Genomic DNA, 20,746 nt, shown 5'->3' with positions numbered 1-20,746 from the left:
ATTCTTCGGCGAGGCTCAGACGAGACCGGACTTTGCCAGCGGCAGGCTGGTTGACCACTCGCCCTTGGCAGCGGCAATCGCGTTGGCGACTGCCGGGCCGATTGGCGGAGTACCGGGCTCACCGATGCCGGTCGGTGCTTCGTTCGAGGGAACGATATGCACCTCGATTTCCGGCATGTCGGACATCCGGATCGGCTCGTAGGTGTCGAAGTTGGTTTCCTCGACAACACCGTCGGCGAGCGTCACCTGGTTCCGCAGGATCGCACCAAGGCCGTAGCCGATGCCGCCTTCGACCTGTGCCCGGATATTGTCCGGGTTGATCGGCGTGCCGCAGTCGACCGCTGCCGTCACCTTTTCCACCTTCACAGTGCCGTCGTCGCGGAAGGAGATTTCCGCCACTTCCGCCACAAAGGAGCCGAAGGACTTGTGCACGGCGACACCGCGGTGGCGCCCTTCAGGCAAGGGCGTGTCCCAGCCCGCCTTTTCAGCCGCCAGTTTCAACACGCCCACCTTGCGCGGATCGTCCTTGATCATCTCGAGGCGATAGGCAACCGGATCCTTGCCGGCTTCCTTGGCCAGACGATCGATCATGGTTTCCATGACGTAGGCCGTGTGGGTGTGACCGACCGAGCGCCACCAAAGAACCGGCACCTTCGTTTCCTGGAAGGACTGGTCCATGTTCATCAGCGGAAACGCATAAGTGGTGTCATGCGCGCCTTCGGTCATGTTGTGGTCGACACCGTCCTTCATCAGCATGGCTTCGAAAGGCGTGCCCTTGACGATGGACTTGGCGGCGATGTTGTACTTGAACGCCGTCACGTTGCCCTGGTCATCAAGCCCGACCCGCAGCCGGTGAGCCGACATCGGACGGTAGTACCCTCCGGCCATGTCATCCTCACGGGTCCAGACGATCTTCACCGGAGCCGGTGGCATGCCGGCGGCCTGCATCGCCTTGGCCAGCGTGGTGATTTCCACGACCGGATGCGCATCGGCCTGAGCGCGGCGCCCGAAGGACCCGCCAGCCCACAGGGTGTTGATCTTGACGTTCTCGAACGGAATGCCGAGTACGGTGGCCGCCACGTTGTGATCGATGGTCGGGATCTGGGAAGCGAACCAGAATTCCGCTGTTTCACCGTCGAACATCATGGCGATGTCGAGCGGTTCCATGGCGCCATGGGCCAGGAACGGGAAGTCATAGTCGGCTTCGATGACCTTCGCCGAAGCTTCCAGCGCCGCGTCGACATCACCGTCTTCGCGAACCTTCACACCCGGCTTGGTGGTCATGTCCTTCAGTTCGGCGATCATCGCATCGCTTGACCGGGTTTCGGCCTCGGCATCATCCCACTCGATCTTAAGCAGGGACCGGCCGTTGATTGCCGGCCAGGTGGACTTGGCGATCACCGCAACCCCGTTCGGGATCTGCAGCACATTGACGACGCCCGGCACCTTCTTGGCTTCGGTGGCGTCAAACGACTTCACCTTGCCGCCAAAACGGGGCGAGCGGGCAACGACGGCAACCAGCAGGTCGTCACGCTGGAAATCCATCGTGTAGGTTCTGGGCGCACCGACGGTCTTGTTCTTGACGTCAAGACGCGGGAAGGACTTGCCGATGTAGACCCACTGGTCCGGTGTCTTCAGTGTCGGCTCTGCCGGAACGTCCTCGTTGGCGGCAAGACCGGCAAGCTCACCCAGGGTCGCGGACTTGTCCGCACCATGAGAAACGACGCCGCCCGACACGGTGATTTCACCCGCCGGCACACCCCATTCCTTTGCCGCGGCGGCAACAATCATTGCCTTTGCCGCGGCACCGGCCTGACGGTACTGCATGAAGGAGTTCGCCATGGCCGTGGACCCGCCGGTGCCCTGCACGCCGAACAGCGAGTTGGCATAGACTTGCGGATTGGACGGTGCGAATTCGACTGTGACCTGCTCCCAGGAAGCGTCGAGCTCGTCGGCGACCAAACTGCACAGACCACTGGCCGTGCCCTGTCCCATGTCGAAGTGCTTGGACAGGACCACGACCGTGTTGTCCGGACGGATGTGAACGAAGGGCTGGATGAACTCGCCTTCGGCGGCCGAGGCAGTCGAGCGCGGCAGGTTCATGGCAAGCACCAGGCCACCAACGGTACCGGCGGACATCTTCAGGAAGGTGCGCCGTGTCGGCATTGCGGCTGCCAGCGGTTGTTTCAGGAGATGCAGCATGACTCAGGCCTCCATCTTGTCTGAAGCAAGGTGGATGGCCTTGCGGATCCGGGCATAGGTGGCGCAGCGGCAGACATTGCCGTCCATGGCTGCGTCGATGTCCTCGTCGGTCGGCTTGGGCGTTTCGGCAAGCAAGGCAGTCGCGGCCATGATCTGGCCTGACTGGCAATACCCGCATTGTGGCACGTCCAGCTCGTTCCAGGCGGCCTGGACAGCAGCAGCCGCCTTGCCGTCGATACCTTCGATCGTTGTGATTTCAGCGCCTTCGAGGTCGCCGACGAACGTCTGGCAGGACCGGACCGGAATACCGTCCATGTGAACCGTGCAGGCACCGCAGGAAGCGATGCCGCAACCGAACTTTGTCCCCGTCATTCCCAGCTCGTCGCGCAGAGCCCACAGCAGGGGGCTCTCGGGATCCGCGTCGAGCGTACGCGTTTCCCCGTTGATTTTTAATGTCACTGACATGAGGAGGCGTCTCCTTTGGCTGGCCAATTCTGGCTAAAGGATGTAAACTACACCGTGCAGTTTAGTTCGTAACTGCACATCTGTAAACGCCAGAGTTTACATAGGGCGCGATTTTTGGGATTAAAGAGGCGGGGGTCCTGTCGTCTGACAGATAATGCAACGGGGTATATATGAGTAGGTAATGTCCGTATCGGATCAGAAAAAGAAGCAGATCGTCGAGGCTGCAATCGCCGAGTTTCAGGAAAAGGGTTATGCCGGAGCCAGCATGGACCGGATTTCCGAGCGAGCCCAGGTTTCCAAGCGCACGGTCTACAATCACTTTGAAAGCAAGGACGTGCTTTTCAAGGAGATAAACCAGTGCCTTGCCGATCAGATCAACTCGGCGCTTGAAGTCGCCTACGACCCGGCGACGCCCATTCGCGATGCCCTGGTGCGTCTCGGCTGGGCCGAAGGCGAGCTCATGATCAACCCGTGCTTCATGAGCCTGGCCCGCATGGTGATGAGCGAAACGATCCGCGACCCGGCCCTTGCAGCCGATATGGACAGCCGCATGACCAAGATCTCCGTCTTTACCGAGTTCATGGATCGCGCCACGCGTGAAGGCAAGCTCACGGCCGACGACCCGTCCCTCGCGGCCACGCAATTTCTCGGCCTGATCAAGGCCCGATCCTTCTACCCGAACATCCACAGCGGCCGCGTGACAACCCGCCCCGAGATGGAACGGATCATCGAGGAGAGCGTCGACATGTTCCTGGCTCGATACGGCGCCAGGGCAACCGCGCAAACGTTGGCGGCGCAGTAACAGGCGACCGCCAAAATTTCCCGACATGGCAGATCGACCCGTGTAGAGCGAAACGCGACGAAATGAGTGCATCGCGGGGCTTGCGCCATGCATAGAACCGGCTAAATTGCCGCAAATTTTCATCGGCGGGAAACCGCCAGGAACATCGAACTGGATTTTTCCCAAAATGGCGCATGGTGACATCAAAAAAGTCGTGCTGGCCTATTCCGGCGGCCTCGACACCTCCATCATCCTGAAATGGCTGCAGACCGAACTGGGCTGCGAAGTGGTGACCTTCACCGCCGATCTCGGCCAGGGCGAGGAACTGGAGCCGGCGCGCAAGAAAGCCGAAATGCTCGGCATCAAGGAAATCTACATCGACGACCTGCGCGAGGAGTTCATCCGCGATTTCGTCTTCCCGATGTTCCGCGCCAACGCTGTCTATGAAGGCGTCTACCTGCTGGGCACCTCCATCGCCCGGCCGCTGATTTCCAAGCGCCTGATCGAGATTGCCGAAGAAACCGGCGCTGACGCGATTGCCCATGGCGCAACCGGCAAAGGCAACGACCAGGTGCGTTTCGAACTGTCCGCCTATGCCCTCAACCCGGACATCAAGGTGATCGCGCCGTGGCGCGACTGGACGTTCAAGTCCCGGACCGACCTTCTGGAGTTCGCCGAACAGCACCAGATCCCGGTTCCGAAGGACAAGCGCGGCGAAGCCCCGTTCTCCGTCGACGCCAACATGCTGCACTCCTCATCGGAAGGCAAAGTGCTGGAAGACCCGGCCGAGGAAGCACCGAACTACGTGTTCCAGCGCACGGTTGACCCGACCGAAGCACCGGACGAAGTCACCTATATCGAAATCGGCTTCGAAAAGGGCGACGCCGTCTCCCTCAACGGCGAGAAGATGTCGCCGGCAACGCTCTTTGCCAAACTCAACGACTATGGCCGCGACAACGGCATCGGCCGTCTCGACATGGTCGAGAACCGCTTCGTCGGCATGAAGAGCCGCGGTATCTACGAAACGCCGGGCGGCACCATCCTCCTGACGGCGCACCGCGCCATGGAATCCATCACGCTCGACCGCGGTGCCTCGCACCTGAAGGACGAACTGATGCCGCGTTACGCCGAGCTGATCTACAACGGGTTCTGGTTCTCGCCGGAGCGCGAAATGCTGCAGGCGCTCATCGACAAGAGCCAGGAGCATGTCACCGGCTCCGTCAAGCTGAAGCTCTACAAGGGCAACGTCATCCTCGTTGGCCGGTCCTCGCCCTATTCGCTCTATTCCGAAGAGCTGGTCACCTTCGAGGACGACCAGGGTGCTTACGACCAGAAGGACGCCGCCGGCTTCATCAAGCTGAATGCCCTGCGCCTGCGCACCCTCGCCAAGCGCGACCGGATCGGCTGAGATCTCTGACATGACAACCCCGGCGGCAGCAAAGCTCGAACAGAACCTTGCTGCCGCCGGTTTTTTGTTGCTCGGCGGCTTTGCTCCTGATGGCACCGTTGCCGTTCCACCTCTTGCCAGCGGCAAGCAGGCCCGAAGCCTTCTCCTGATCGGCAGCACCGGTCCGTCGATCTGGCCGCACCTGACGGCAAGTCCGGAATACAAAAACGGCCACCCGGATCCTCTCGACCGATATACGCGGCGCAGCCTTTTGGACCTTGCCGAGACATCCGGCTACGAACCGGTGTTTCCCTTCGAAGGCCCGCCCTATCACCCGTTCCAGCAATGGGCGATGAAATGCGGCGGCTTCTCCCAAAGCCCGCTCGGCGTTCTCGCCCACCGCACCTTCGGCCCCTGGGCCGGCTTCCGCGCAGCGTTTCTGAGTGCGGCCCCCATTGACGGACCGACGCCGGTCACGATGGACGGCCCCTGCCCGACCTGCACCGACACACCTTGCCTAACGGTTTGCCCGGTCGGTGCCGTTACGGTGCACGAAGGCTACAAGGTCACTGACTGCCGAAACCATCTGGCGACCAGCCGCAACCTCGATTGCTGGTCCGGCTGCCTGGCAAGACGGGCCTGCCCCTTTGGCCAGGAACACCGGCAAAGCCAGCAAACGGCCGGGTTTCACATGGAGAGTTTCCTGGGGCTCTAGTTGCTCAACGATGCTTTGAGTTGAACCGGTCCTGCAGCCGTCAAGGTGCGAGGATCGATCTTTGGCTTCAGGTGCAACCAGGCAACCTTTCCAGGCTGGAACTGGTTGCGGCCACTGCGCGAGAACAAGGGCGGATGGTGGTCGCCGACAAGTAAAAACTCAGTATTTGTCAAATGTTTCGTCAAAGCAATGTCACGCACCAGATGTGCAACATTCAGCCATTGTTCGCCCATCAAGCACAATTCTCGATCCTCGAATATCCCGCCTGTTTCGCATGACAACCTCGCAGGGGCTTCTCCCGGCTGAACTGGTTTGTGGGAATTGAGCGTCAGCCAGTACACGAACTTCGGTTCGTTCGGCCGATCTATCAGATAGGATTTGACCGATCTGGCAACATCCGGATCACAAAGTCCCCTGAAGGTGCTGCCACACCGGCGGGCCGTGTCGATGGAATCCAGACCTGCGTTCTGTTCCAGAAAAAATAGATCCTGAAATCCGATCTTCGGAAACCAATCTTTTCGTTCAAAAAACTCGTTCGTGAACGCATGAAACGCTGCAGTCCGATAGCCCGCGTTCAACGCTTGCTGAGGCAAACAGTCCGCGCTGTCCTTATCACGAAAGTCCCTGTAATCGGCCTTGAGATTACAGAGTTCGCGCGCTTCACCCGACGTAGTCGACCCGAAAAATTCGGTCGTGCCACGTTCGATCAAATAGCCCTGCTTCACCTCGTCAGCAAGGAGTGGACCCCAGACGGCTTCCTGTTTCTTGCTTGAGGTAAAAGCACCTAGCCCCTCAACCATGACCACGACTACATTTGGCTGAAATCGCGTTTCCATATGTTCCACCAGATCCACCTGTTGGCTGGCCGCATGGTCAATCGGCACATAACTTTCTGAAAAACCGCTCGCGACCTCGACCGATTTCTGCGGCGTCAAATTCACCCACCAGTCAACCGCACAGAAGGTGGTCAAAACCATCGCGAATGGCACAAGTCGGATTTTGTGCCGATGGAGGCTTAGCCGTGTCACGGTCACATAAGTTAACCAAAAGGAGCACAACAGAGCTGATACAACCAGAAAATAGAGTAGAGACTGAAAGACACTAAGGTTTGCCGCGTAGCGGAGTGAGTCCACTATCATCGTGAGTGGCATCTGAAAGTAAAAAGAGGTAAAAACAAGAGAATCAATCAAGAATATTAGAAATAAAAGCCCAAAAAACACATGTCGATTTATAACCAACCCTAAGACACAGATCAATCCCAGGAAAGATATAAATATCGACCGAACAGGACTAAAGTAAATGGAGCATAATATGTAAAAGGCATTCGGTATCAGGATTGGAAGAGTAGCAAATATTATTGTTTCTTTTGAGAGCCAGTTGTTTTCGCGTAATCGCGCTGTTAGTGTAGAAAATGGTTGCATGATTCCGTCCTTAAAATTAATAGGCGCATTGACAAGCGGAAATTGCAACTTATAAGTTTATATCAAATTAAAATATCGCAAAAAGTGTATACGGGTTGTGCACGAACCTGCAAGGCAGGCGCACAAAGCCAGCCTGCGCATGGGACATGCGTTAACAGGTTGAAATGATGATGCTGTCTGGAATACGACTACGGCTCGGAAGCTCAGTGACCGATCAAGGTGACACTCTCCATGCGCCTTGTCGAACTCACGCGCGTGTCGTGGAACGAAAAGCTACACAACCATACATTCAGATTGTTCGGCGCTTTTGGAGGACGATACCAGCCATTAGTTCTGAACGTCAGCAGGTCCTGCTGACAACTTTGCCGCAAGTGTCTGTTGCTCGTCTCTTTTAGGCTTAAGGTGAAGCCAGGCAACTCTTCCTGGAGCAAACTTGTTGCGCGCACTCCGCGAAAAAAGAGGCGGATGGTGATCGCCGACAAGCACAATTTCGGTTTCCGCGAGACTCTCATCAAGCGCGATGGCCTTGACCAGATGTGAGACATTCACCCACTGCTCCGCCATCCGGCAAAGTTCGACATCTCCAAAAACACCGCCGCCATCGTCACAGGAAAATCTAGGCGGTACTTCGCCGGGGTTGACCGGCTTGTGGGAATTCAGCGTAAGCCAATAGGCAAACTTGCGGTCACCGTCAGCTTCCAACAGAAATTTCCCAACGGCTTCGGCAGCGTCTTCATCGCAATATCCCTGGAAAGCGATCCCGCACAGGGGCAGGGTTCGGTCGGCGCCAAACCCAAGTTTGTTTTCCATGAAGAAGAGGTCCTGGAAGCCGATCTTCGGATACCAATCGAACCGTTCGAAGAAGTTGCCCGTAAAGGCATGAAACGCGGCTGTGCGGTATCCCGCCTGGACGGCTTTCAGCGGCAGACACTCACCACTCTCCCGATCGCGAAAATCCCGATAATCCGCCTTGAGATTGCAAAGCTCGCGAACCTCGCCGGAAGTCGTCGACCCGAAATACACCGCGTCGCCTTGTTCAACGACATAGTGATCGGCAACATCGCGTTCCAACAGAGGCTGCCAGATCAGGTCTCGCAGTTCCTGCGAGGCAAACGCGCCCAGGCCTTCCACCATCACCACAAGCACATTGCGCTTTTGTGCATCGTCCAGATGATCTTCCAGGCCGCTGTAGAGACTGGCCGCATCGTCGGTTGGCACATAGCTTTCCTCAACGCTCGTGGCTGCCAGCGCATATTCCTGAGGCAGGGAATTCGCCCACCAGTCGAACCCGGCGTAGATCGCCAGCACCACGAAAAAAGGCGCCAGGTTCACTGTCTGGCGGTTCTGACGGGTGCGCACCACGACTTTGTACGTCAGGGCAAAGGACACCAGCAGAACAATGGCGGCCGCAAGGTAGACTGCCGAATTCATAAGGCTGAGATTGCCAGCGTAACGCAGGGAGTCGACCAGCATTGGCAACGGCATCTGGAAAAAGTTGGAAATCAGGACAAGAACGTCAACGGTCATCACCGCAAGAAGCAGAACAAAGAAGATAGACCGATGCAGGTAGAGACCCAGCAGACAGATCAAGGACAACAGGAGTACGAAGAACGTCCGGAAAGGGCAGTAGAACAAGCTGAGAAAAATGAAGACGGCATTCGGGATCAGGATAGCCCCAAAGGCAAACGTGAGCGTATCCGCCGACAGGAGATGCCGCTTCTCAAGAGCATTTTTCAGACTTTGAACGACTGGCATGGATACGGGACCTGGATAATCTCCAGCCGGATCCTGTCCAAGAATGTTTAAATTAACGTTCCATCCGTCGGGTTCGCCGCCCCGGCGCTATCGCCACCCGGTTCAAAACTTCACCCATCCAGCTTCACCACGCCCTCCTGGTCCGGGCAGGTTTCCAATGCTTCCATCGCGGTACGGCCGTCGCCCAGTGGGGCGTCGGGCCAGATTTCGGCGAGCGGGATCAGAACGAAGGCCCGGTCGCCCATGCGCGGGTGCGGGATTTCAAGGTCGTTTTCGGCGACCTTTTGCAGACCGTAGATCAGAACGTCGATGTCCAGCGTCCTTGGGCCCCAGCGCACGTCGCGCACACGTCCGAGTTCGGTCTCGATTTCAAGACAGCGCTTCAGCAGCGCCTGCGGGCTCATGGTGGTATCGATCACCACGCAGCAATTGCGGAAATCGTCCTGCGGCACCGGCCCCCAGGGCGGCGTCCGGTAATCGGAGGACCGGGACACCAGCGTGACGCCGGGCGTTTCCTCCAGCCGGCGGATCGCCTCATCCAGATTGGCCTTCGGGTCACCAAGGTTGGATCCGAGCCCGAGCGCACAGCGGGTCGGGGCGTCAGCCATCGCATTTTCGGCATTCATTCGACAGGGTTCCGTTCCAGGCGGGTTGCCTCGATCATACGCACGCAATCGGCATGTGGACTTACGTCATGCGCCCGCACAATCGCGGCCCCTTTCAGCATGGCCGTCATGTGAACGGCAACGGATCCGAACAGCCGGTCTTCCGTTTCCGCTTCCAGCACGGCACCGATCATGCGCTTGCGCGACGCACCCGCCAACAGCGGCAGGCCGTGTTTCTTCAGCGTTTCGAAACGGTTCAGGACGATGAAATTCTGGTTGATGGTCTTGCCGAAGCCAAAGCCCGGATCAAGGATCTGCTTTTCCCTGGCGATCCCTGCCTTTTCCGCCAGTTCCATCGAGATTTCGAAGAACCGGTCGATGTCCGAAAGAATGTCCAGTCCGGCATCGGCGGCAAGACGGTTATGCATCATAACTACATGCACGCCGGCCTCGGCAACAACCTCAGCCATGGCCGGATCCTTTTGCAGACCCCACACATCATTGACGATGACCGCCCCTGCCGCGCAGGCGCGGCGCGCGATCTCCGCCTTGTAGGTATCGATCGATACGGGCGTCCCCATGTCGATCACCTGATCAAGGATCGGATCGAGCCGCGACCATTCCAGGTCCAGCGGCACCGGTTCGGACCCCGGCCGCGTGCTTTCGCCGCCGACATCAAGAATATCGGCCCCTTCCAGAATCATTTCCTGTGCACGCCGCAAGGCGGCATCCGCATTGGCGTGGCGCCCGCCATCGGAAAAGGAATCCGGGGTCACGTTCAGGATCCCCATCACGTGGGGGCGTTGGTGTCCGGCGTCGAAACGCGGCGGCTCGTAGGCTGTCGGGGTCGGCATCATTGCGTCCTTTTGACGGTCAGGCACGTGTTTGGCCCGTCTGACACCGACGGTCAAGCGGCACCAATGCGACTTCACCCTGCTTGACCCCGCTCCAAGGCTGTGGACGATCACGATTTGGAAGCAATTTGGAGGTTCAATCGTTCCGCGGCGGTTTTCCGGCAATCCGCACACGCCGTCATCAAAAATTCGGGAAACGGTCTTGGAACAGACATCCGTCTGTCACGGAGCTTCAGCACCTGATGTTTTTGCCAAGGGACTCGCCCCTGCGGTCCCCAGCCACGGAGCTTGAAAATGTCTTCAAACGTTTCTCGACGCAATTTTCTGAAATCATCGGTTGCTACCGGTTTGGTACTGGCCTCACCGCTGGCCATGCCGGGCCTGTCGCGTGCGGCCTCGCGCCCGCAGATCACGCACGGCCTTCAATCCGGCGACGTCGATGCCAATTCCGGCATGATCTGGGCCCGCTCGGACCGCCCGGCGCAAATGCTGGTGGAAGTCGACACCACCGGCACGTTCGAAACGCCGCGGCGCCTTGCCCCGATCAATGCGCTTCCCGACTCGGATTTTGCCGTCAAGCGACTGCTTGAGAACCTGCCGTCCGATCAGGAAGTCTTCTACCGCGTCGCCTTTGCCGACCTGAACGACGTCAATGCCGTATCCGAGCCGATGACCGGCCGGTTCCGCACCGCCCCGGCGTCCCGCCGCAACATTCGTTTCGCCTGGTCGGGCGATACCGCCGGTCAGGGCTGGGGGATCGATACCGACCGCGGCGGCATGAAGACCTACGCCACCATGGCAAAACATCAGCCGGACTTCTTCATCCACTCCGGCGACACGATTTATGCCGATGGCCCGATGAAGGAAACCGTCGAGCTGAAGGACGGCACCGTCTGGAAGAACATCGTCACGGAAGAAAAATCCAAGGTTGCCGAAACGCTGGACGAATATCGCGGCCAGTGGAAATACAATCTCATGGACGAGAACCTCAAGGCGTTCAACGCGGAAGTCCCGACCTTCTTCCAGTGGGACGATCATGAAGTCGTCAACAACTGGTCGTCCTCCAAGGACCTTCTGTCCGACGACCGCTACAGCGAGAAGAACATTCACCTTCTGGCCGCTCGCGCCGGCCGGGCTTTCCACGAGCTGGCTCCCATCCGCTACACCCCGGCCGAGCCGGGCCGCGTCTACCGCAAGATCGCCTATGGTCCGCTGCTGGACGTATTCTTCCTGGACCTGCGCTCCTATCGCGGGCCGAACGGCGCATCGATGGAAGACACCATGACACCGGCTTCGCGCATCCTCGGCGCCGAGCAGCTTGCCTGGCTGAAGCGTGAACTTCTGAATTCCAACGCCACCTGGAAGGTCGTCGCCTGCGACATGCCGATCGGCCTGATCGTCTGGGACAACTGGAAAGACCAGGCTGGCGCCGAAGCGGTTGCCAACGGCGATCACGGCGCTCCGAAGGGCCGAGAACTGGAATTCGCCGATCTGCTGCGCTTCATCAAGACGGCAGACATCGACAACATCGTCTGGCTGACCGCCGATGTGCACTACACCGCCGCGCATTACTACAATCCGGACAAGGCCCAGTTCCAGGACTTCAAACCGTTCTGGGAATTCGTCTCCGGCCCGATCCATGCCGGCACCTTCGGCCCGAACGATCTCGACATGACCTTCGGCCCGGAGCTTAAGTACATCAAGGCCCCGACCGCCGAACAGGGCGCCAACCTGCCCCCCTCCATGGGTCTGCAGTTCTTCGGCCTGGTCGACATCGACGGTCAGAGCGAACAGCTCACCGTCCGCCTGATGGACCGTGACGACGTCGAACTGCACACCGTCACGCTGGATCCGATTCGCAAGGCCTGATCAGAGTTTCCAGAAAAAAGAGCGGGCCGGGAAACCGGCCCGTTTGTTTTAAAAAAACCTACCTTCGTCATCCCGGACGCAGCGAAGCGGAGATCCGGGACCGGAGAGCCGAGGTGTCTCCGATGGAGACTTATCAGTCGGCGCTGCGCCTCCCCGGTCCCGGCTCGCGCTGCGCTTGGCCGGGATGACGACGGAGAGGCGGATAATGTGCGCCTACTCCGCCGCAGCCGGCTGACGGATCTGGCTGCGCAGGATCAGGAACAGAATGATGCCGGCGATGGGCATACCCGGCAGAATGAAAGCGAGACCGAGGATCGGCTCTCCGAGTGCAGCGATCGCGAGGCTGGCGACAATGCCGCCACCGAACTGCAGAAAGCCGAGCATGGAACTTGCCGAACCGGCGATGTGCGGGAACGGTGCCATGGATTCGGTGAAGCTTGCCGGCAGAACCAGCGCCAGCGCGAATGTGAACAGCGCCACCGGCCCCATCACCGTCAGGATCGTCGGTTCATGGGTGAGCGTGACATAGCACATCAGCGTTGACGCAACGACCCAGAGGCTGAGCCCGTAGGGTACCAGCTTGCGGGCTTCGAAGAAGCGAAGCAGACGACCCGTGAGAATGGTTCCAGAAATGAAGGAACCCGACTGGATGATCATGGTCAACCCGAAGGCGGACGGCGTCAGACCGACTTCATAGATCAGGATGAAAGGCAGGACGGTCGCCAGGGCATAAAGGTTGCCAAGCCCGAAACCGATGAGAAGGCTTGGTGCCAGAAACCTCGGGTCCTTCAGCAAGGTGCCGTAGTTGATCGCAAGTTGCCGCGGATTGAGGTGATGCTTGCCCGGCTGCGGGTTGGTTTCAACCTGAAACACGAGCACCGCAACCATCAGCAATGCACCGTAGATCACCATGCACCAGAACACTTCCTGCCAGCCGAACAGTTCCAGCACGATCCCGCCGATGGTGGGCGAAATCGCCGGGCCAAGGGCCAGCATCATCGCGATCGTATTCATGATCCTGGCAGAGGCCTGGCCGGTAAACTGGTCGCGGACGATGGCGCGCGACACCGCGATGCCGACCGCGGCCCCCACACCTTGGAGGGCTCGGGCAAAGACCATGAACTCGACAGTCGGCGCGAAGGTCGCCAGCACGCTTGAGACGAGATAGAGGACCAGGAAGGCGATCGTGACCGGCTTGCGCCCAAAGGCGTCCGTCAGAGGGCCGCAAACCAGCTGCGTGACGGCAAAACCGGCGAAATACGCCGTCAGCGTAAGCTTGACCGCTGAATCGGTGGTCCCGAAGGCTTCGACCAGGGCCGGCATGGCCGGGGTATAAAGCGCCATCGAAATGGGGCCGATAGCGACAAGCCCGGCCCCGAGAAGCGATGTACGTCTTGCGCTCATGATTGAGCTGTCGGCGGTCATTTCTGTTTCCCTTTGGAAACCTCCTGCAGCAGGCTGTCCTTCATGGTCTGCAGAAGCGATTCCAGTATCTGCCGTTGGTCGGCGGGAATGTCCTCAAGCGCCCTGGAGCGCACCTCTTGCAGGGCAGTCCCAATTTTCTCAAGCAATGGATCGGCCGACGGCGTCAGCTCGATTATCTTGGCCCGGCGGTCGTTCGGGTCCTGGCAGCGGCGGATCAATCCGGCCTTTTCGAGCGTGTCGAGGTACCCGACCAGGGTCATCGGCTCGACATACATCGCATCTGCCAGAACGGCCTGCCGTTGACCCGGAAGTCGCCAGACATAAAACAGCGTACGCGCTTCTCCGGCAGTCAGACCAGTGTCGACCTTGGATAACTCCGCCTCGAAGTTTCGCCGCAGCAACCGTGCCAGATCAACGACCAGCATGGTGACACCGACATTCGGAGTTGGAACTCCCATCGCCACCCCATTTTAGTAAGGTTACCTTACGAATACGGCGCTTCAGGAAGCACTGTCAATGCGTAGATGTGACATTGCGTTGCACAATTCCCTCGCGCCACGTATAAAGGCGCCAAATTCGGCGCGGATGCCGATCCATAGCATAATCAACTTCCAGACAAGCTGCGGGTCCCAAAGGGCCCGTTCTGTCTTTTGGAGCCACTCATGAACCTTCGTAATATTGCCATCATCGCGCACGTTGACCATGGCAAAACCACACTCATCGACGTTCTTCTGAAGCAATCCGGTGCCTTCCGCGACAACCAGCGCACCGAAGAACGGATGATGGACTCCAACGATATCGAGCGTGAGCGCGGCATCACCATTCTGGCCAAGGTCACCTCGCTGGTCTGGAAAGACACCCGCATCAACATCGTGGACACACCGGGCCACGCCGACTTCGGCGGCGAAGTCGAACGTATCCTGCACATGGTCGACGGCGTGATCCTTCTGGTGGACGCTGCTGAAGGCCCGATGCCGCAGACCAAGTTCGTGCTCGGCAAGGCCCTCAAGCTCGGCCTGAAGCCGATCGTCGCCATCAACAAGATCGACAAGCCGGAACAGCGTGCCGATGAAGTGCTGGACGAGGTCTTCGACCTGTTCGCAGCCCTCGACGCCAATGAAGACCAGCTCGACTTCCCGGTGCTCTACGGTTCGGCCAAGCAGGAATGGATGGCTCTGGAGCCGAACGGCCCGCAGGACAGCATGGACCCGCTCTTCGACATGGTCCTCGACAAGGTGTCGCCGCCGGAAGCCCAGCCGGGCGATTTCCGCATCCTGGCAACCACCATCGAATCCGACCCGTTCCTGGGCCGCATCCTGACCGGCCGTATCGTGTCGGGCACCGCTCTGCCGAACATGCCGATCAAGGCGCTCTCCCGTGACGGCAGCGTGGTTGAAAACGGCCGTATCTCCAAGATCCTTGCTTTCCGTGGCCTGGAACGTCAGCCGATCGAAAAGGGTGAAGCGGGCGACATCGTCGCCATCGCGGGCCTGACCAAGGCAACCGTTGCCGACACGCTGTGCGCCCCGTCGGTCAATGAATCCCTGCAGGCTCAGCCGATCGATCCGCCGACGCTGTCCATGACCTTCCGCGTCAACGACAGCCCGCTGGCCGGCACCGAAGGCTCCAAGGTTCAGTCCCGCGTCATTCGCGACCGCCTGAAGAAGGAAGCAGAAGGCAACGTCGCCCTGAAGGTGGAAGACACCGACGAGCCGGACGCATTTGTCGTCTCCGGTCGCGGCGAACTTCTTCTGGCGATCCTGATCGAGAACATGCGCCGTGAAGGCTTCGAGCTTGGAGTGGGCCGTCCGCGCGTCGTCTATCAGTATGACGATGCCGGCAACCGCCTGGAGCCGATCGAGGAAGTCATCATCGACGTTGATGAAGAACATTCCGGCGTCGTGGTTCAGAAGCTGCAGGAACGCAAGGCCGACCTTCTGGAAATGAAGCCGTCCGGCGGTGGCCGCACCCGTCTGGTGTTCCACGCTCCGACCCGCGGCCTCATCGGTTACCAGTCCGAACTGCTGTCCGACACCCGCGGCACGGCGATCTTCAACCGTCTGTTCCATGGCTATGAGCCGCACCGGGGTCCGATCCAGGGCCGTCACACCGGCGTGCTCCTGTCCAACGGTACCGGCGAGGCAGTTGCCTATGCCCTGTTCAACCTGGAAGACCGCGGCCCGATGATGATCGATCCGGGCACCAAGGTTTATCCGGGCATGATCATCGGCGAACACACCCGCGGCAACGACCTGGAAGTGAACGTGCTGAAGGGCAAGCAGCTCACCAACATCCGCTCCGCCGGCAAGGACGACGCTGTCAAGCTGACCACGCCGAAGAAGCTGACCCTGGAAGCAGCGCTTTCCTACATCGCAGACGACGAACTGGTGGAAGTCACACCGGACTCCATCCGCCTGCGCAAGGCCGTCCTCGACCCGCATGAGCGCAAGCGCGCCGAACGTGCGGCGAACAAGGAATCGGCATAAGCCCGATTGAACCAACCAGAAAAGCCCGGGCAATGTCCCGGGCTTTTTACTGAGGGCCGGTATCCATTGCACCTCATCCTGAGGAGCCGCGTTAGCGGCGTCTCGAAGGATGGGCTGCTTGCTCCGAAAACTGCCGCCCATTCTTCGAGACAGCGCTTCGCGCTTCCTCAGAATGAGGTTTTGGTTTCTCTTCTCCGGTTTTCAGGGCCCACTTGTTTCGCCGGCTGACCAGAAGGCTTGAGGCTGTCTTCAAACCTTTGCCGCAACCAATTGCCACGGCGCATGTCCGCCTTGGTTTAAATTGTCAGTCCGGTGACGGAAATTGAAACGCCATCCCACGCCTCCCGACCGGGAACTCCTTACAATTCCTCCTAAGAATTGCAGCGCCTGGCCTCAGGGCAACCGCGCACAAGGAAGGCTGAACCAATGAAACATTTCGCTCTCGCACTGGCGATGACCGCAAGCCTCGCCACATCCGCCACCGCCGCAAGCTTCGGCCCACTGGTGGAGGCTGCCGAGCTGTCCGCGTCGCTGGACACCGTGGAGCCGGTGCTTCTGGACATCCGCAACGAGGGATATGAGAAAGGCCATGCAGACGGCGCGCTGTTTGCGCCCTATCGCATGTTCCGCGGACCGGCGGACAACCCCGGCGGCCTTGTGGATGTTGAAAAGCTGGAAGCCGAACTGGAAGAACTCGGCCTGGAACAGGATACGCCGATCGTGATCCTGTCCGAAGGCAAGACCGATACGGACTTCGGCTCTGCCGCGCGTGTCTACTGGACCTTGAAATCCACCGGCTTCACCGACCTGTCGATCCTGAACGGCGGCCTGGAGTCCTGGAAAGCCGCCGGCCTTCCGGTCAACGCCACGGCCGAATCCGCCTTTCCGAGCGAGCTGGAACTGACCTTTGACGACACCTGGCTGGCCACCACGGCAGACGTTTCCGCCGTCGCTGCAGGCGAGTCGAATGCGCTTCTGGTAGATGCTCGCCCGGCGGATTTCTTCAACGGCAAGAAGGCGCATGAAGCTGCCTCGCGTCCGGGAACCCTGCCGACCGCCATCAACCACACCTACACCGCTTTCTTCAAGGAAGGCTCGCCGGCAATGTCCACCGCCATCGATCCTGCCGCGCTGAAAGCATCGCTTGGTGTCGAAGACGGCAAGGATACGGTTTCCTTCTGCAACACCGGCCACTGGGCCGCGGCTCACTGGTTTGCGGTGTCCGAAGTCGCCGGAGTGGAAAACGCAAAGCTTTACGCGGGCTCCATGGTCGAATATTCCCAGTCCGGAAACGAGATGGCCAACACACCGGGTCTCGTACAGAACCTGATAAACCAGATACTGAACTGACGTGACCACAGCCGCAGACATTCATACCGCCGCTGCGACGCCAATCTGGCGCCGCGGCGGTCTTGTTTTGGCCGCCCTTGCAGCCGTTCTGGCCACCGCCCTTCTGGTTGGTGGCCGGTATGGCCTGTTGCTTGCCGTCGGCCTTGGCTTCGGCATCGTGCTGGAAGGCCTGCGCTTCGGTTTTGCCGGCCCCTGGCGTGCGATGATCCTGCGCCGGGACCCGGGCGGCCTTTGGGCGCAGCTTCTGTCGATCGCCCTTGTCTCACTGGTGGCCTTTCCCCTGCTTGCCGCAAACCAGGGCGAGCTGAGCGGCGCACAGGGCCCAATCGGCTTTGCCATGATCGCGGGAGCCTTCGTCTTCGGCGCTGCCATGCAGGTCGTGCTTGGATGCGGGTCCGGCACCCTGGTCAATGCCGGGTCCGGCAACGCGGTTTCCCTTGTCGCCCTGCCTTTCTTTGCCATCGGCAGCTTTGCCGGGGCCTATCACCTGATCTGGTGGACAGATCTTGGGGCATTGCCCGTTCTGACCCTGTCCGGCTGGCAAGGCGCGGCGATTACCCTCCTCGGACTTTCGGCAATCGCCGCAGTGCTCTGGAAACTGGCAGCTCCCGAAAACCGGCGCCTGCCTCGCCGGCTGATAGTTGCAGCCGTGCTGCTGGCCGCCCTTGCCATCCTGAACCTGATCGTGGCCGGCCAACCCTGGGGCGTTGTCTATGGCCTTGGCCTTTGGGCTGCAAAGGCGGCATCTGCAGCCGGGGCGGATCTTTCCGGATCCGTTTTCTGGAGTGCACCTGCCTCCGTCGAGCGCCTGACCCATAGCCTGCTGACGGATTACACATCCCTCACCAATATCGGCATCATCCTGGGTGCCTTTCTGGTCGCCAGCTGGCGCACCGGCGGCCTGTCGCAGAAAATCCAGTCGCTGCCGGCACAGGCCTGGCTCGCCGCAATGGTCGCGGGCTTTCTGCTGGGCTATTCCTCACGCCTTGCCTTCGGCTGCAACGTCGGTGCGTTCTTTTCCGGCATCTCGACCGGCAGCCTGCACGGCTGGGTCTGGTTCGCGGCCGCCTTTGCCGGATCGATCTACGGCGTGAAACTGCGCCCGCTCCTGAAGCTGGAGGCAAGATCATGACCCGGCTGGTAACAGCTTCCGTCGCCCTTGCCGGACTTGCCGCAATGATTGCTCTCGATGCATCTGCGACACCGCCCAATCCCTACAAGGCTCCGAAACTTCTGGCTCTGGGCTCCGGCACCGCCCCGAGCGGCGGCTTTTGCGGTGCGCTGCCCGCCCCGGCCGGCAAATAGCCGAGCGACCCCTGCCAACCGGCAACCGCTCCCGGGTTGGCACGGGATGCCAAAGCCTCGACTTGCTTTCACAAGGTCATCGGCAAAACGTCTGACTTGCTTGTGTGCACCGCAGCGGGCTTAATCCTCTCCGACAAATCAGAACCGGGAGGCACAGGTGAGCAAGACCAATCGCGGCAATTTCTTCGAAGACTTCAAGGTGGGACAGGTCATCCGCCACGCAACGCCGCGCACCGTCACCAGCGGTGACCAGGCGCTCTACACCGCGCTATACGGCTCTCGCTTTGCGGTTCAGTCGTCAGACGCTTTCGCAAAATCCCTGGGTTATTCCCACGCCCCGATCGACGACCTGCTGACCTTTCATATCGTCTTCGGCAAGACAGTGCCGGACATCTCGCTGAATGCCGTCGCCAATCTGGGTTATGCGGGCGGCCGCTTCCTGGCACCGGTTTTCCCGGGAGATACCATTTCCACCGTCTCCGAGGTGATCGGCAAGAAAGAGAACTCCAACGGCAAGACCGGCGTCGTCTATGTGCGCTCGACCGGCTACACCGAAAACGGCACCGAGGTGCTGGATTATGTCCGCTGGGTGATGGTCAACAAGCGTGTTGCCGCCAATCCGGCGCCGGAACCGGTGGTGCCGGAACTTCCTTCAGCGCTCGACCCGCAGTCACTCGGCACCGCCGTGCCATTGCTCGACACCGCCAATTGGGACAATGACCTGGCCGGATCCGAGTACCGTTTCGACGATTACGAGATTGGCGAGAAGATCGACCATGTCGACGGCATGACAGTTGAGGAAGCCGAGCATCAGCTGGCGACCCGTCTTTACCAGAACACCGCCAAGGTGCATTTCAACCAGCACACGGAAGCTCACAACCGTTTCGGCCACCGCCTGGTCTATGGCGGCCACGTGATCTCCATTGCCCGTGCGCTGTCGTTCAACGGGCTGGCCAACGCGTTTCATATTGCCGGCATCAACGGCGGCCGCCACGTCGGCCCGCTGGCGGCAGGCGACACGGTTTATGCCTGGTCGGAAGTTCTGGACAAGGCGGACATCGACGGCCGCTCGGACGTCGGCGCGCTGCGTCTGCGGCTTGTCGCCACCAAGAACCGGACCTGCCATGACTTCCCCGGACAGGACCATGAGGACAACTACCTGCCCGAAGTGGTTCTCGATTTCGACTACTGGGCCCTGATGCCGAAATAGGCATGACATCCGGCCCGATCCTTTTGGATGACGGATCTCCTCTTCCTCGCTACCATGACGCAAGAGGAGGTCTGGCATGCTGACAACGCTTTCGGGCCGGGAAACAAATCTGATCTTCGCGATCATGCAGGACATGATCGCCATCCAGGACGCACGGCAACTCAGGCTGCAGCTTGGCACCCGCTTGCTGGACCTTCTGGAGGCGGACTACTTTGCCTCCTACGTCTGGACAAGGACCGACGGCGACACGGACGGCGTGTTCCTGAACATGGACGAGAACAATCTCGCCGCCTACCAGCAGCATTTCCAGCACTGCGATCCGATTACACCCAGGTTCCGCATGTGCCGGCGCGCCACCCACCTCGACCAGGTCATTTCCCGGGAAGACTTCCTGCGCACCGAATTCTACAACGACTTTCTGGCACGAGACGGCCTGCATCAGGGCATGAACTTCCATGCCTACGCGGCGACCGGCCATCTGGGCGACCTGCGCATCTGGCGTGGCGCCGGCAAGGAAACCTTCCAGCAGCGCGATCTGGAAATACTGAATGCGATCGGCACGTCCTTCGGACATGCCCTTGCGAACATGCAGGCACACGAACGCAAACAGCGCGATGCCGACCCCCGATTGCGCTTGACGGCCTGGGCGGGCCACCACGGGCTCACCAGCCGGGAACAGGACGTGCTTTGCCTGGTGAGTGCAGGCAAGCGCGACCGCGAGATTGCGGCGGAACTTGAAATCTCCGTCACGACCGTTCGCTCCCACCTCAAGGCGGTGTTTCAAAAATCGGGGGTGACCAGCCGGGCGGAACTGCTCGCCAGCGTCAACACGCGACTTTCTCTCCAATAAACGAAGCGCCTCCTCATTTTCGAGGATGCGCCGGAAAAGGCACAGGCGTTTGCTGTTTCCCTCATG

The 20,746-nt window shown here is 59.8% G+C and carries 18 protein-coding genes; 10 read left to right on the top strand and 8 right to left on the bottom strand.

All coding sequences use genetic code 11. The features are described from left to right. Nucleotides 1-15 precede the first annotated feature (15 nt). Nucleotides 16-2,202, bottom strand: a complete 2,187-nt coding sequence (locus Q666_RS40920) for a xanthine dehydrogenase family protein molybdopterin-binding subunit (RefSeq protein ID WP_023002834.1) — start codon at nucleotides 2,200-2,202, stop codon at nucleotides 16-18. A gap of 3 nt (nucleotides 2,203-2,205) precedes the next feature. Next, entirely contained in the window at nucleotides 2,206-2,667 is a 462-nt protein-coding gene (locus Q666_RS40915) for a (2Fe-2S)-binding protein (protein ID WP_023002833.1), read from the bottom strand. 181 nt (nucleotides 2,668-2,848) lie between these two features. On the opposite strand from Q666_RS40915, the gene Q666_RS40910 reads away from it, so the two are divergent. From Q666_RS40910 to Q666_RS40900, 3 genes are all read left to right on the top strand, one after another. Beyond that, entirely contained in the window at nucleotides 2,849-3,469 is a 621-nt protein-coding gene (locus tag Q666_RS40910; RefSeq protein WP_023002832.1) for a TetR/AcrR family transcriptional regulator, read from the top strand. Between the two features lie 166 nt (nucleotides 3,470-3,635). Further along, complete coding sequence (locus Q666_RS40905) at nucleotides 3,636-4,856, top strand: argininosuccinate synthase (RefSeq protein ID WP_023002831.1); 1,221 nt, start codon at nucleotides 3,636-3,638, stop codon at nucleotides 4,854-4,856. Between the two features lie 10 nt (nucleotides 4,857-4,866). Then, nucleotides 4,867-5,550, top strand: coding sequence for a hypothetical protein (locus Q666_RS40900; RefSeq protein ID WP_023002830.1), 684 nt, complete (start codon nucleotides 4,867-4,869; stop codon nucleotides 5,548-5,550). Here the strand turns inward: Q666_RS40900 and Q666_RS40895 are convergent. The 4 genes from Q666_RS40895 to folP form a co-directional block, all read right to left on the bottom strand. Beyond that, nucleotides 5,547-6,527: a sulfatase-like hydrolase/transferase gene (locus Q666_RS40895; RefSeq protein ID WP_023002829.1), complete on the bottom strand. Its 981-nt coding sequence runs from the start codon at nucleotides 6,525-6,527 to the stop codon at nucleotides 5,547-5,549. The genes Q666_RS40900 and Q666_RS40895 overlap by 4 nt on opposite strands. 771 nt (nucleotides 6,528-7,298) lie before the next feature. Then, on the bottom strand, nucleotides 7,299-8,726 hold the full coding sequence (locus Q666_RS40890) for a sulfatase-like hydrolase/transferase (protein WP_023002828.1): 1,428 nt from the start codon (nucleotides 8,724-8,726) through the stop codon (nucleotides 7,299-7,301). A 110-nt stretch (nucleotides 8,727-8,836) separates the two neighbouring features. After that, a complete protein-coding gene (gene folK, locus Q666_RS40885) occupies nucleotides 8,837-9,352 on the bottom strand; it encodes a 2-amino-4-hydroxy-6-hydroxymethyldihydropteridine diphosphokinase (protein ID WP_023002827.1) in 516 nt (171 codons plus the stop codon). Continuing rightward, a complete protein-coding gene (gene folP / locus Q666_RS40880) occupies nucleotides 9,349-10,185 on the bottom strand; it encodes a dihydropteroate synthase (protein ID WP_168691940.1) in 837 nt (278 codons plus the stop codon). Before folP ends, folK begins: the two co-directional genes overlap by 4 nt. Nucleotides 10,186-10,479: 294 nt before the next feature. Here folP and Q666_RS40875 point away from each other — a divergent pair, with 294 nt between their 5' ends. After that, nucleotides 10,480-12,054 (top strand): alkaline phosphatase, encoded by a 1,575-nt coding sequence (locus Q666_RS40875; protein ID WP_031270166.1) that lies wholly within the window; start codon nucleotides 10,480-10,482, stop codon nucleotides 12,052-12,054. 213 nt (nucleotides 12,055-12,267) lie between these two features. On the opposite strand, the gene Q666_RS40870 is transcribed toward Q666_RS40875, so the two are convergent. Together Q666_RS40870 and Q666_RS40865 are read right to left on the bottom strand one after the other, a co-directional pair. Further along, nucleotides 12,268-13,479 (bottom strand): multidrug effflux MFS transporter, encoded by a 1,212-nt coding sequence (locus Q666_RS40870; protein ID WP_023002824.1) that lies wholly within the window; start codon nucleotides 13,477-13,479, stop codon nucleotides 12,268-12,270. Continuing rightward, entirely contained in the window at nucleotides 13,476-13,937 is a 462-nt protein-coding gene (locus Q666_RS40865) for a MarR family transcriptional regulator (protein WP_023002823.1), read from the bottom strand. The genes Q666_RS40870 and Q666_RS40865 overlap by 4 nt, the downstream gene beginning before the upstream one ends. 204 nt (nucleotides 13,938-14,141) lie before the next feature. Between Q666_RS40865 and typA the strand changes: the two genes are divergently transcribed. From typA to Q666_RS40840, 6 genes are all read left to right on the top strand, one after another. Beyond that, complete coding sequence (gene typA, locus Q666_RS40860; RefSeq protein ID WP_023002822.1) at nucleotides 14,142-15,965, top strand: translational GTPase TypA; 1,824 nt, start codon at nucleotides 14,142-14,144, stop codon at nucleotides 15,963-15,965. 426 nt (nucleotides 15,966-16,391) lie between these two features. Further along, entirely contained in the window at nucleotides 16,392-17,315 is a 924-nt protein-coding gene (locus Q666_RS40855; protein WP_031270163.1) for a rhodanese-like domain-containing protein, read from the top strand. Between the two features lies 1 nt (nucleotide 17,316). Further along, nucleotides 17,317-18,447: a YeeE/YedE family protein gene (locus Q666_RS40850; protein ID WP_023002820.1), complete on the top strand. Its 1,131-nt coding sequence runs from the start codon at nucleotides 17,317-17,319 to the stop codon at nucleotides 18,445-18,447. After that, a complete protein-coding gene (locus Q666_RS66360; protein ID WP_023002819.1) occupies nucleotides 18,444-18,620 on the top strand; it encodes a hypothetical protein in 177 nt (58 codons plus the stop codon). Before Q666_RS40850 ends, Q666_RS66360 begins: the two co-directional genes overlap by 4 nt. A 157-nt stretch (nucleotides 18,621-18,777) precedes the next feature. After that, the gene (locus tag Q666_RS40845; RefSeq protein ID WP_023002818.1) at nucleotides 18,778-19,830 is read left to right on the top strand and encodes a MaoC family dehydratase; all 1,053 of its coding nucleotides are present in this window, start codon (nucleotides 18,778-18,780) and stop codon (nucleotides 19,828-19,830) included. A 76-nt stretch (nucleotides 19,831-19,906) separates the two neighbouring features. Next, nucleotides 19,907-20,680, top strand: a complete 774-nt coding sequence (locus Q666_RS40840) for a LuxR family transcriptional regulator (RefSeq protein WP_023002817.1) — start codon at nucleotides 19,907-19,909, stop codon at nucleotides 20,678-20,680. Nucleotides 20,681-20,746 lie beyond the last annotated feature (66 nt).

Source organism: Labrenzia sp. C1B70 (assembly GCF_000475395.1).
GTDB lineage: Bacteria > Pseudomonadota > Alphaproteobacteria > Rhizobiales > Stappiaceae > Roseibium > Roseibium algicola.
The sequence above is the reverse complement of the archived record's forward strand: the minus strand, read 5'-3'. Positions and strand labels throughout refer to the sequence as shown.